This window comes from Vibrio sp. Isolate23 (assembly GCF_022398095.1).
GTDB classification, from domain to species: Bacteria; Pseudomonadota; Gammaproteobacteria; order Enterobacterales; family Vibrionaceae; genus Vibrio; species Vibrio coralliilyticus_A.
In genome coordinates, this window is record NZ_JAKEUV010000002.1 from 1 (window position 1) to 13,881 (window position 13,881).

General features: G+C 43.6%; 8 protein-coding genes and 1 pseudogene. 3 read left to right on the top strand and 6 right to left on the bottom strand.

Annotated features, from left to right (window positions below):
• Nucleotides 1-144: 144 nt before the first annotated feature.
• The 6 genes and pseudogenes from L1D31_RS07120 to L1D31_RS07145 all read right to left on the bottom strand — a co-directional run.
• Nucleotides 145-1,220: pseudogene (locus L1D31_RS07120) on the bottom strand (IS3 family transposase); the annotation flags it as partial.
• Between the two features lie 402 nt (nucleotides 1,221-1,622).
• Nucleotides 1,623-2,141, bottom strand: coding sequence for an adenylate kinase (locus L1D31_RS07125; protein ID WP_239836403.1), 519 nt, complete (start codon nucleotides 2,139-2,141; stop codon nucleotides 1,623-1,625).
• Nucleotides 2,142-2,348: 207 nt separating this feature from the next.
• The gene (locus L1D31_RS07130) at nucleotides 2,349-4,745 is read right to left on the bottom strand and encodes a hypothetical protein (RefSeq protein WP_239836404.1); all 2,397 of its coding nucleotides are present in this window, start codon (nucleotides 4,743-4,745) and stop codon (nucleotides 2,349-2,351) included.
• 86 nt (nucleotides 4,746-4,831) lie between these two features.
• Complete coding sequence (locus tag L1D31_RS07135) at nucleotides 4,832-5,119, bottom strand: hypothetical protein (RefSeq protein ID WP_239836405.1); 288 nt, start codon at nucleotides 5,117-5,119, stop codon at nucleotides 4,832-4,834.
• Nucleotides 5,120-5,308: 189 nt separating this feature from the next.
• Nucleotides 5,309-6,526 carry an alanine racemase gene (gene alr, locus L1D31_RS07140; RefSeq protein ID WP_239836406.1) on the bottom strand — a complete coding sequence of 406 codons (1,218 nt, stop codon included), beginning with the start codon at nucleotides 6,524-6,526 and terminating at the stop codon, nucleotides 5,309-5,311.
• A gap of 37 nt (nucleotides 6,527-6,563) precedes the next feature.
• A complete protein-coding gene (locus L1D31_RS07145) occupies nucleotides 6,564-8,195 on the bottom strand; it encodes a methyl-accepting chemotaxis protein (protein ID WP_239836407.1) in 1,632 nt (543 codons plus the stop codon).
• A gap of 427 nt (nucleotides 8,196-8,622) precedes the next feature.
• Here L1D31_RS07145 and L1D31_RS07150 point away from each other — a divergent pair, with 427 nt between their 5' ends.
• The 3 genes from L1D31_RS07150 (at nucleotide 8,623) to L1D31_RS07160 (ending at nucleotide 13,296) form a co-directional block, all read left to right on the top strand.
• Nucleotides 8,623-10,464 carry a carotenoid oxygenase family protein gene (locus L1D31_RS07150; protein WP_239836408.1) on the top strand — a complete coding sequence of 614 codons (1,842 nt, stop codon included), beginning with the start codon at nucleotides 8,623-8,625 and terminating at the stop codon, nucleotides 10,462-10,464.
• Between the two features lie 64 nt (nucleotides 10,465-10,528).
• Nucleotides 10,529-12,139 (top strand): FAD-binding protein, encoded by a 1,611-nt coding sequence (locus tag L1D31_RS07155; protein WP_239836409.1) that lies wholly within the window; start codon nucleotides 10,529-10,531, stop codon nucleotides 12,137-12,139.
• Nucleotides 12,140-12,246: 107 nt separating this feature from the next.
• Nucleotides 12,247-13,296, top strand: coding sequence for a hypothetical protein (locus tag L1D31_RS07160; RefSeq protein WP_345772833.1), 1,050 nt, complete (start codon nucleotides 12,247-12,249; stop codon nucleotides 13,294-13,296).
• Nucleotides 13,297-13,881: the final 585 nt, after the last annotated feature.

Here is a 13,881-nt window from a genome sequence, read left to right on the forward strand (position 1 = left end):
TACAATGGACAAGTAGGTGAAATATTGGCTAACGTAAAGGCGTTGAACAAACTCACTAGCCTTGGCATGCCTGTTCGTCAGAGACTGAGCTAATAGGCAGCAGCTCAGCGGGTTTCATCGCTCCCAAGGCTGAATTGATCAACAACGCCGTTTAGAGTTATAAAACATCTCGATGTAGTCGAAAATATCTGACCGCGCTTTTTCTCGTGTTGGATAGATCTTTTTACGAATACGCTCACGTTTTAATAACTGGAAGAAGCTTTCTGCCACGGCATTATCATGACAGTTACCCCTTCGACTCATGCTGGCATAGAGATTGTGTTTTTCAAGAAAACTCTGCCATTCATATCCTGTAAATTGACTACCTTGGTCTGAGTGAATCAATACAGGTTCTACTGGCTTACGACGCCAAACTGCTGCCAACAATGCCTGTGTGACCAGTTCTGACTCCATTCTTGAACTCATTGACCATCCGACTACTGCTCGGGAATAGAGATCTAATACAACGGCTAGATAGAGCCAGCCTTCGTGAGTTTTGATGTACGTGATATCGGTAACCCAGGACACATTAGGTTTGGGTGGTGAGAACGCTCTGTTCAATCTGTTAGCGGCAATGATTGCAGGTTGGCCTTTGTACATACCGCGGCGTTTTCTATAACCCACTTGCGCTTGTAACCCTTCATGGCGCATCAGACGCGCAACCTTATGGCGACTGCAGCTTTCTCCTAGGTCCCTCAAGTCTCGATGAACTTTGCGATATCCATATACACATCCGCTTTCCAGCCATGAATGTTTTATGAGCCCAAGTAGTCGGCGATCCTCAATAGTTCTTTGGGAGTCGGGATTTTTTAACCATACGTAGTAACCACTGCGCTCAATATTTAGAACTTGGCACATCAATTTCACGGAGTATTTATGGAGTCGAGACTTTATAAACGTGTATTTTTCTTTGACTCGTCCATGAAAAATACGGCCGCTTCCTTTAGTATATCCCTCTCTTGAGTGACCCGTTTCAGCTGTTTCTCTAGCTCTCTAATACGAGCATTCTGCTCACTCTCAGCAGCGAATTGTGGACTGTTATCACCAAACTGCTTAATCCAGTAGTAGATGCTGTTTGTAGATACACCAAGGCGTTCAGCCACACTAGCTACAGAGTATCCTTCTGCAGTGACTTGCTTAACGGCTTGGATCTTAAATTCATCAGTAAAACGCTTGTTCATAGCTCCTCCTTGGAACACATAATTGTAAAGCAATTAGGTGTTTAGAAAAGCTTGGTCGATTCATTAGAGGCGCCTCCTTGTACATGTACAAAAGTCGTCACAACTGTACATTTAAGGGAAAATATTGACTATACATGTACAAAATACGTACAGAAAACGTTAGTTAAGCCTCTAATTATCTGTAATTCAATGGAATTTATTCAGGTTACTATACGTGTACAAGGTCTAATTCATAGATAAGTTAAATGGTGTGTTTATCTACGCGAAATCTGACTCTGTTATTGCCATTACTCCTCTCTTTTTCGAAATCCATTCAACATAATTGTATTTACCATAAAATACCTAATATACAACTTAACCATCTATCGATGATTAAGCTGTACATTACGAATCTTCTTAAACTCATTGCTTGATGTGGTCACGCGCAAAACTGTTTAACTCGGAAATGGATCGGATGACGTGTAGAGATTTGTTTGTCGAAATAGATTCTAACCTATGCATGAACTTATCATTCCAAAACTTTGGGCTGAGTTTTAAGAATCGATAACTTTGGATTGTGCCATTCCAAACTGAGCTTCCATCTGGCCAACCTTCAGGTTTAACTATTAATCCTTTTAAAAGCCGCTTGGTGACTAGCCAATAACTCGTGATGTACGGAAGATCGATGTAAACCAAGGTGTCGGCTTCATCTAGTCTTTGGTTAAACGACTCTATTGGCCCAAGTCCGTCGATTATCCAACTTTCGGTTTCGAGGATATTGTTATGGGCTTCTTTGAACTTTTCTGCATCAATCTGCTCACCATTTTTCTTGTAGACGATCGAATCAAGTTGATGCAATTCAATGCCTGTCTCGTGTGCCAATTGTTTGCTCAGCGTTGATTTACCGCTTCCTGGCTTGCCGAAAACTGCGATTCTCTTCATGTTACCTCCTTATTGTAGGACTGAACCCACGAGGCAGATACAGAAAACCCACCTCGATTCGGTGGGTTTTAAAAATCTAATGCGTACTGCTTCCCACCATTCCTATGGAATGATGGTAATTCGGTTTGAGTGGCGCTTAAGATCTCTATTCATACTTTCATCCTCGTATACACTCTGAGCAATGTCAATTTGTTCGTTATTCAAAAATTAAGCTTTGTCTAAAGGTCCAAAACTACTTTGATACAAGCCCGAGAAGGTTTCTAATATTAGGCTTTGCTCGCTACACATTGCTTTATATGATGAAACGTAGGCTCCCTCTGCTATTTTTCTAAGTAACTTGGCGCCGTCACAAGGGGCATATAAATTATTTGAACACTCGACTAATTCTTTTCCAGAGGAATGGTAGTCCGTTTTTAGACCGCTTTCTTGAGGAAGAATGACATAGTTGACACTAAACTCTTGAGCTATTGATATCGAACCTTTTCCTTCAGCTAAAACCAAGTTAACTTTCTTTATCAGGTAGTTATTTACACTAGCCGGCAATCTACCTACTGTTACAAATAGAGCCCTATTTGAAGGCCTGTTGAGAGTTTCAATCAGATCAGGACTGTCAATAGAGATAGAGTCGTAAGAGCCCAAATCAGGGATGTGTTTGTCTCCCACAACGAGTACTACGGCTTTCTTATTCAAGTTTTCGAATGCGTAGTGTTGTGTTTCAATCAGATCTTGACGATGCTCTGCTGGTACCTGATGGTAACCATAGTTGTAAACGAGGTAGAGTTGATCGTTATTTAGTATCGAGTTAAGTCCATGCTGAACATCTTGAGGTAACTCAGACTCTTTTATCGCATTGTCGGAAATCAGTGTTCGATAAATTGCGTTGTCATCTATGCCACACGGGTAGTCTTTTTCTTTGCCATTTTCATAGATTGTACGTTTATCGGGCTTGTGATCCTTATCCCTCATGTGTACCTCAATTACCTCACCGGAATCATAGTCTGCAACCTGTGCATAAGAATCCCTTGCACCAGACAATAATAGGGTTTTACCTTGATGAGTTCTTTTATCGATAAGCCTTTCAAAGTCAAACGACTGCTGTTCCCAGTCAGGGCAAAGCTTTTTAAACTTATCTTGTGCGGTATCTTTACCTTCTTGAGTGAGAACGAAAGTAAAAGTGCCTTCAAGTGGGTATTCCGAATAGTTTTCAAACAACCCGGTCTTTTCTGGGCCGTGAGTATCATCGGACATTGTGTAAACTACCGCTTGACCTTCACTAAATGCAGTTAGCGCCTCACCTAGCTCAGACGCATTGGTTGGACAACCTTCAATGTTAGATGCGAGCTTAAGTACGGTTTGTTTTTTTGCGTTTTTCTCGACTATGGCCCCCTCACCGCCAAACTCTTGATAAAACGATTGTAGTTGACTGTCTATTTTGTAGTCGTCTTTCCATTTGGCTTTGAAGCTCACCGTCTGAGTAAAGCCTGTACTTTCCTCGTCATCGTCCGTGAGGATTATAAATCTTGGTGGCTTATTGAAGTAACTTTTGAATTCGTTAATAGCTCTAAGGTTAATTCCTTGCTCACCAAAGTTAGGGGAGTTTGGAAAAAAGAAAATAAAGTTGTCAAACTTTGTACAGTATTGGCGTATCTGTTCCTCTTTCGTGACTGGGAGGATCAATACTGGAACATTGTCAGGAATAGAATGACTCTGCATGACATTAACCATGGTTTCACTGAGCTGATGTTGTTTGAATTGACCCCATATATCGCCAAATGGGTGAACGGCTTTAAACTGCTTTAAAGGGGGCCATACTTCAGCGCCCTGCTCTGTTTCAGGTCGTTTCTCTAATGCTGACGTTCTTGCGGCAACTATGCCGTCCATTTCCAGTTTAAGTGCGTGTTCGTCGAGCCATTGAGTGGTCACTGCATTTAGCTGATCTTGGCTAAGTTTTTCCAAGCGATATAGAAAATGCTGATCAGGTACAGGGGCATCTTCTCGTTTGTATGGAAGCAAAACACTCGTTAATTGATTTTTAGATAACAGCTCATCATCCAGTTTTGATGCTTCAGACAAGGTTGGCTGAAACGTTGAACGCCCTTCTCCAGCTATACGATACTCACGGCTTAGCTTTCCACTAACAAAGTGATAAAAGTAACCCTTTGTCGGAAATGCCAATTTACTCTCGTGTGCTTTAATTGCTAACTTTACCGGTATAAATTCGGCGTTAATGTGTTTGGTACCTTTGGGTTTAGGTATAACGTCGAAGCAAGTCGTATGATGTTTGGCGAAGAGTTCATGGTGGAGCACCTTTTCTTCACTTTGAAAGCAATGAGCGGTCAGAACGCTTGTTTTCTCATGTGCCTCCTCTTTTGACCATTGTGACACTGGCGTTTCAGCCTCAGTGCGGCCCAATGACCATTGGCCAGCCTGGAGAAAATTAAGTTCCTCTTTCGTGCAATGGATTTTTACATTGATTTCATATTCTGGTTCGGGATCGGGTGTCTCTTGTACAGGTTGTTGAGGTTGGACATTGGCGCCATCTTGTTCTTCTTCAACTGGGGCGTACCCCGCTCTCACGACTTTCTTATTATTCTCGTAATACATGCTAATTAGCCTATGATGTTGTGGTTATTTATTGTTGTAATATTTCTTTTATCAGGCGGTTAACGGCCTTGCTTAATTAAACTGAGTTAAATGCCTGTACTTCTGATTTCTCGTAGTTCGTCTCTTAGTCTCAACTGATTGTTGCACTTGGCAAGTTCTTTAAGGTGGGTGATCTTCGCTTGATAAGCCGGCATGCGCTCCGCAGTGATTTTAGAACAGATTGCCCCGAGCTCAGAATTAGCCAACTTCATGAGCTCAGAACGCATAGGGCCTTTACAGAATTTCTTGATGGTGTTTTTGAGAACTACTAACTCGCCAGTCGCGATTTGTTGAGGTGAGCTTTTAGCAATAATTGCAGCTGCTTCATTTTCCATATTTGTCTCCCTGACAATAGGTTTAAAGAAGCATTATTCTCATATCAAAATGATTGAGTATAAAATGAAAAAGTCTAAAAAGAAGTAATGATGTCGCCAACCCTATATATAGCCAGAGTTTATAGCCAATTTGAAGTTTATCTAAATGGCTCACTCACGCTGGCTTTGAACCGCTTTATGTGATCTTGGTTACGGTATGTAAAGCCTTGGATTGGCCGTTCCCCAAACGGTATAAAGCTCTGGGAATATTAATTCGGCATGTTCTTCCATTTCTCCGACACTGATTTTTGCATTCGCTTGTTGGCCAAACAGTGTTACTTCTTGTCCCGTAATTACACCTTTAACATCAGTAACATCGACCATCGTCGTGTTCATCGATGTTTTCCCTACAACCGGAGCACGTTGCCCATTCACGATGACATGGGCGCGGTTACCCATTTTTCTCGGGTAACCATCAGAGTACCCTACGGGTAAATTGGCCAATACACTGTCACGTTTGGTCACGTAGCTACTGTCATAGCCGACGGTAGAATTGGCAGGAACATTGTGTAAAGACGCGACTCGAGTTTTGAAGCTGACGATTGAAGGATATTCCGGGTTAGTTGGCAGATCGCCATACAGCACCCCGCCTGGTCTTACCATATCCAGTTGTGCTTCAGGAACGTTCAATGCTGTATAGGAGTTTGATACATGGAGTAAAACATCATCCCTCTTCAAGTTAGCGTTTTCGATCAGCCATGCTGAGCTTTGATTGAAATCTGCAAGTTTGCTTCTCACTTCGTCAGCATCATAATTTGGGAAATGCGTCATGATGCCCACTATATCGATGCCTTGGTGCTTCGCAATATCAAGTGCTTCTTGCTTACCTTTTTCGGTACTCATATCAATCCCATTTCGAGACATGCCGCCATCATTCAAGGCTAAATGGACTTTGATTGTTTTGTCTGTGCTTAGATATTTGATCTGATTCGCCTGCTCCAAGCTGCCGATAAGCTCTTCAATATCAAGATCCATGGCTTGTTTAATTTCCTGAATATCAGCAGATCGAACACGAACTAGCTGGCCTTCAAACCCACTATCTCGAACAGTCCTCGCCTCAGCATTACTTGCGATTGCGATGCAAGGGACATTGAGCTCAAGAATGGTCGGCATTAAGCCGCGTATTCCATTGCCATAGGCATCGGCCTTCATCACTACACAAAGCTTTGTTTGACTGCTGAGATGAGAACGAAACTGTGCCATGTTTTGTTTGAATTGACCTAGGCTAATCTCAAGCCATGCGTTCGATTGCTGTACTTGGTTCATTGCTGGCGGCGTGTCTGGCAACGCTATAGGTGCAGCTATGGAACCCATTGGAAATAGTGCAGATGCGACTGCAAGTGAAACCAGTGTTGTGCGGAAAACCATAAAACCTCCCTATTCCAGACTGTATTCGTCTGACTCACTAATCCAATTTGAATTTATCCATCGCTTGCTGGAGCGAAGCGGATAAACGGCTTAGCTCCTGACAACCCTGCGCGGTGCTTTCAGAACCAGCGGAAACAGACTGAGCAGACATGTTAATACTCTCAATATTTGAGCTGAGTTCCTCAGCTACACTGTCCTGCTGATTACACGCGCTGGCTATTTGCGTTCCCATGTCAGCTATTTCTGAGATGAAGCCACGAATCGCGGTCATAAGTTCTTGAGACTGATTACCTTGCTCGACGCACGTTTCGATCTGCTGACGCGAACGATCGGTTGTTTCTTTTGCCTGGCTGGCAATAGCCTGAAGTTTCTCGATGATTGCGGTGATTTCACTTGTGGAGGCCTGTGTACGCCCGGCGAGTGTACGAACTTCGTCTGCTACAACAGCGAAACCTCGTCCTGACTCACCCGCTCGTGCAGCCTCAATAGCGGCGTTTAGTGCGAGAAGATTGGTTTGATCGGCAATGTCTCGGATCACGTCAACAATGGTATTAACCTGGTTCGATTGTTGTTCAAGCTCGGCAACACTCTCACCCGCTTCCCCCATGATCTGTGCGACATTTTGAATAGAACCGACCATTGCTTTGGTATTGCGTGCCCCTTCCTGAACCTTGCCATTCGCGTCATTGGCTTTTTCAGCAGAGACTTCTGTGGTTTGAGCTACATTTGCCACAGAGGATTTCATTTCCCCCATCGCCGTCGCAACATGGGTGATCTGTGATTGCTGGTCTTGCATTTCACGCGCAGACTTGTTCGATGTATGCGTCATTTCATCGACCGCGCGTCCTAGCTCGCGAACCACTGTCACGCTCTGGTTGATTAATTCTCTGAGGTTGCTTTGCATTCGGGTCGAAGCATCAGCCAATTCTCCCAGTTCATCATTGCCGATCGCTGAGCGATCCAGTGTTCTGGAGAGATCCCCCTCGGCAATCGCATTGGCTTGCTTAACCACGACAACTAGCGGACCGCATATAAGTCGGGTCAGAAACATCGTCATAATCACCATGACGGCGACAATCAAAACATTGATGATCATCGCTGAACGGCTTAAGCCATCGACTGATGATAAAATCGCTTCCCGATTGCTGTTCATTGCACCTTTGAGAATGTCGACCAAGATATTAATGTCAGCCTCGATGCTCTCAAACTCTCCGAGTGAGTTAGCCAATATGGGGTAAGCGGTTTCCTTGTCCATGTTGGACATGGCTTGATTGAATGAGTCCATCGTCGCCAGATAACCTTGCCACTTCTTATCTAGTCGCTTGAAGGTTTGTTCTTCTTCACCAGGCCAAACGGTCTTTCCGTAGGCGCTAAGCCCTTTATTAATTTCCTGACGAATGTTCTCGTTGCTTGAAATGGTGGATTGAACTTTTGCAGGATCACTCATCGCAAAGGCGGCAAACTGAGCTCTTCGCCATAACGACATCTGGTCTCGAATAGAGTCGACTTTCTCGACAGCAGGCAGTGTATCGTCGGTATAGTTGAGGAGTTCGGCTTTAATGTTCCTTAGTTCACTCAGCATTAAAAAGCCGAAGCCCAAATTCATTACGGCGATAACGACAAACGCTAAGGCAATTTTTTTGCCAATCGAAAGGTTCTTCACATGCATACGTTAGGTACCTTACATCTAAGTTAAGAGTGCCCTGTGTATGACATCCTTCTCTCTTCAAAGAATCGAGGTACACGCACTCTTTATTCAGCACGAGTACAGCCAGTCACAGCCGAATACTCATACTGTTTTAATACTCAATAAAGATAGGCAAGGATAATGTGAATAGCGAGCAGTAATAGACAATGGCTTATGAAAAGATAGTAATTACAACAAATTAAGTGACGTTGTAACTTGGTGGTTTGATAATTGAGTAATGATAAAAGTAACAGGTTTTCAGTATGTTATTGATGCTTTACTGTGTAATCTACTAGAGTCATTGCACCACTTATCTGCCACAATTCATAATTTTTAACATTCCTCAATACACTTTATAAATCTCATCTACTTTCCAATATATGTATGCAATTACTTATTGATGATAGCTATGGAAAGACGTACTTTTTTAAAGGGATTAGCGGGTGTCACACTAGTGCCTGGGCAGCTGTTCGCTTCACCGACTGTGAATCATTCACTTTTTCCAGAGTCGATAATGCAAGCCGACTTCACGCCCTCTTCGGGCAACCTAAATCTGCTTTACGGACAATTACCCGATGACATCATGGGCCATGTGTTCTTTGCTGAAGGCATTCCACTTGAGCGGGATCATCTTAGCCCGAGTGGTCGTGGTGCGCTGACCCGCTTGGATTTCTCCCTTGGGCATGTGTCGTTTATGCGCAAAATGATCGACACCCCCTCAGCTATCATGCAACAGCACATCCACTATTGGCCTGATAGATTCAAATTGCTTGGTGGTATGGCGTATTACAGTCCTTCTATGGGATTTGTGAACTACTGTAATACCGCGCCCAACTATCTCGGTGATAACCGTTTCGCTTTAAGTTATGAAGGCGGCGTTCCTTATGAATTTGATGCGACGACATTAGATCTTATTACGCCCATCGGTCATTACGATGAATGGCGTAGCAGTTTACCACCATGGATGGACGCACTGACCCCAGACAAATGGCTATTCCCGCAGGTACGGACCACTGGGCACCCATACTTTGATCTCGAATCAGACGAGTGTTTTACCATCAACTATGGCGGTAACGTTTCAAATACGGGGACCAAGAATGGATTTATCCGGCTCTTGAAGTGGGATAAGAAAAGCGCCCTTCAAGGTTGGGATATCGTCGGACGAGATGGCCGACCAGCATTTATCGCTGCGACTGCGCATTCACTGGGTGTCACCCGCCATCATGTCCTTATCTTTGAAACAGCTGCACAAGTTGAGCCGTTACGAATGATTGGCATCCGCTCAGTCAACGCTCAGCAACATCGTACGCCAGTATGGGTTATTCGCAAGAAAGACTTGCTCTCAAGTCGTGACATTGTCACAGCCGATTACATTGAGCTTAACTTTGATACCTCGGATGTGATGTGCAATTACGATGATCATGAAAACGAAATTACGCTGTATGGGCAGTATCTGGGCGCGATGGATAAATCTGAGCCGCAATATACCAGAGATAGATTGCTATTCGGTGGAAGAGTCAGTGATTCACTCGCAGGTTATCCTGCCGCACCGATGGATGTCGGTGGCCTCGTTCGAGCTCGAATTCAGGTTCAATCTGATTCCGTGCGTGAAATTACAGGTGATTTTCGTTTAATTCGTGATGACCAGCTTTTTTGGGATATGAACGATCCCGCATACCGAGGTCATTTCCAATTCCCAGATCAGTTTGACCATATCTACTGGGCCGCTGTGGGCTATCGCAAAGATCATGTTGTTGAGCGTGTCGCGGATGCATACGAGCAATACCCTAACCGTCTGTTTACTAATGACTCGTTGCCTCAAGAAGACCAACCTTCCGCGCTCGTCCATATGGATTGCCAAAAGATGGCTGTCACCGACGCTTATCAATTTCCTGCTGACTGTGTAATGCGAACGCCTCAGTTTATGTCTAGGCCCGGTAGCCACGCTCAAGATGACGGCTACATCTTTACTGCGGTAGTTCGTAAAGAGCCAACCAACACCATTGGCAACGGTAAAGAAATCTGGATTTTTGATGCGAAAAACCTCTCTCAAGGCCCGCTTGCCATTTTAGGTCATTCCCAACTCAATTTTGCGACAACGAATCATGCGCTTTGGGTTCCAGAGATAGGGCCAAGACCGATTGACGGATACCAAGCCAATGTTGGCGAGTTCTTCCGCAGTCGAGTTCCTCAACATCGACGTGCCGTTCGGGACGTTATCGAACAACAAATATTGCCTCGATTTGGCTGATACCCATTTCTATTTCGAGCTGATGAAGCTCAATGTCACAGTGTTTTTAAATAAGGAATATTTAATGAGAATAAGAACTCTCGCGCTCGGCGCTACTTTAATATCGGCTGCATTAGGAACAGCCTTTGCGCTTCAAACAAGCGAGCCCGAACGTGAAATCTCCAATTATCAAGGGACCTATACTTGTCATCCTGAAGCGGTTTATGACCCACAATCCATTGAAGGCGTTCAGGCTATCATTAAAGATGCACTGATACGCGGTAAAAAAGTGATGACGGGTAACCGTAAGTTTGCCAGCCAGATCGATGCCGCCTGCGCGGGTGATGATCAAGTTCAACTTACGCTGAAGAATATGGATAAGATCGTCCATTTCGACGCCGCGAACAAACGTGTGACGGTTGAAGCGGGTATGAGGTTTAACGATTTAAATGACTTTCTTCGTGAACAAGGTTATGCGATCAACATGGTCACTGAGTTAGCCATCTTCACAGTCGGCGGTATGCTTGGCAGTGGTACACATGGCTCAACATTGGAAAAACCTAGCAATATGCTAGCGGACTATGTGACAGAGCTTAAAGTCGTTGATGGTCAGGGAGATGTTCGTGTGTTAAACGGCGATTTGCTCAACGCTGCTCGCGTCAACTTGGGCGTGTTAGGTGTCGTCGTTGAAGTCACGTTGGCTATCGAGGAAGCGTTTAAAGTCAAAGCAGAAGTGACAGGGTATCGTGACGATTCTGGATTGGAAGATGTTGTTCTGGACATCGCTCGCAACAACTACTCAGCCAATATTGCCTGGTTCCCTGGCCTTGGCCGCTATACCACCACTTTATACAACCCTGTTCCATTGGAGACGCAAGGTGAAGCGTATAATGCTCAGGCGGATGTGTCTGATGCAGAAGAGTTCTTCTTCGGCTTGCTGTTTAATGCCGCTCACGAATTTCCGGGCACGGGATTGCAATGTCTAGCCGCCGTTGCGCGCTATAACGCCAGAGCGAAGTCTTACTTCCGCGATACTCATACTGGCAAGAAAGTGAGTGAACCTATTGGTTACTCTGATCAAATGCAGTACTTCAAATGTAAAGATCCCAACAAATGTATTTGGGACAGGCTACCTATCGCACTTCAGGAAGTGGCCATTGATATTGAGCGTTTGCCAGACTGGATCAGTGACGTACGAGAGATTGTCGCGGCTCACCCAAGAACGTGCTTCCCCCTCAATGGTATTTACTTCCGATTTGGTCAAGCGTCAGACAGCTATATTGGTATGAGTGCTGGTCGCGAAACCGCATTTGTGGGTATCGAGTACACATTACGTCAAGAAGGTAAAAAGGAACCGAAGAATTACTTTGTGAATCTGGAGATAGAACAGATGTCGCTGCGTAAGTATGATGCGCGACCTCACTGGGGAAAGAACTCGGTTGCGATCTTCGAGGATATGCCTTCTCGATTCCCGATGTGGGCTGAGTTCTTACAGGCGAAAGCAGAGCTGGATCCTTACAATATTTTTACCAACCCTTTCTGGGAGCGCGTAAGTGGAGATATCCCTATGGATGACTATTTGACGCCAGGATGTAACGTCCGTGGGGAATGCTACTGTCAGACAGATGAGCACTGTCAGTCTGGAACGCAATGTCAGGCTGGGCTGCATTTCACCGACGCTCGTATTTGTCGCTAGCTAGTGTCAATTGGCCATAGGGAGAACTCCTTGTGGCCGATTCAGCATCAATACTTATTTCCCTTTACTCATCCTCTATTGATTTAAAGGAACACCAGACGATGAATATGAAATCGATTTTGCTTGCCGTCACAGCTTCATTTTCTCTGTTGAGTCTAACTGTGTCTGCGACTACCTTAGATGATATTCGGCCACATGTACCAAGCTCAGATAAAACTTGGGCAGAACAGTGGTTCTATAATGTTGCGGTACCGGACGTGGGTTATTTCAAAATCAGCCTCCAGAGCTATATAGCGCCTGATTTTGATGAGCCAACGCCCAAAGCATACGTTCACCTTGCTTTTACTCCACTCAATGGAAAAACCATTAAGTACGATATCTTCCGTGACGAACTCATTATGAAAGGTTTTGATGATGCGACACTTTTTCACTATGAAATCCCGGGGGTTGTCGTAGCTAATCAAGACTCGGTTGAAGTGACCTACAATGACTTCCATTTCTCGATGCGTTGGGATGGCGAGCATTCTCATTATTGGCGAGGATTAAACCCAGGGCAAACCCCATTTGGTATCATTCCAGAATTGCCCGGTGTCGGAGGCAAATGGTTTCTTTATACTGTAGGAACACCAATTCAATACAGCTTCTCTGATGGTGACGTGTCTTTGTTTGGAAGCGGTTATGCTCAGGTTGATAAAGGCTGGTATGACAAAGAATCGAGTGCAGGTATGGTTTATAGTATGGGGCTCTCCGATGATCTCTACTACATGTTCACAGGTGCTAAAATTGGAAACTCCAACATAGAGTTATGGGCTGGACGCTACATTTCAGACAACTACGACCTTATTTTCTACCCCGCCATTGGAAACCTATCGGTCAAGCGTGAATATGATTCTTGCGCTGGCTACCTAAAAGTTGAAATGAACAAACTCAGATACAAAATGGTGATGGAGGCAAAATCTGATTTAGATGATTTTTATCCTCTTGAATTTCCTTCCGTTATCATTTTTGGTGGTGAACAAAAGTACATGAAGTCTATGAAAGCGGATGTAAAATTCTCTTTGTATGACTTTGGGCAATTGGAAGAATCCATCGAAATTCCGCAAGCATTGCTTGAGTTCAGTGGTCCTTTCTATTGCGATGCCTTGTCTACAGAATAAGCAGCTGGCCTATATAAAATGGTTGGAAAACCCAGCCATTTTATAGGCCTTATACTTTTAATATTTTTATTAAATAACGGTTTCCTACATTAGGAAATTTTAATTTAGAGGTATTTAAAATATAAACCTTAACTGAACATAATTGTTTTAACATTATTCCTTAAAGCCTGCCTGGTTATTATACCGAACGATAAAAATCATAAAAATACCTGAAGTTTCTTATAAGAAACATTTGTGATCTATGTTTTGATTTTAGCTTAAAATTCCATATTATAATTGAATTTTAATTAGAGCAATTACTTTAATTGACATTTTAACATTATCAATATTGAGACATATGACTGAGAGCACTTTAGCAACACCTGAATGAAGAGCTATTCACTGTTATAACGATCACTTAAAAACTAATGTACAACAAAAAATTTTCCTTTTAAACAGATAGTTATATTAAAATCCATCATCTACTCTTTTTATATTTAACTCATTTAATACTGTTTAAATTAAATAACAAAAGTGGCATTAAGATCATTAAAAGAACAAAGTCTGTATCATTTCCGAGCAAGCATATCATAGGCCAATCATGGG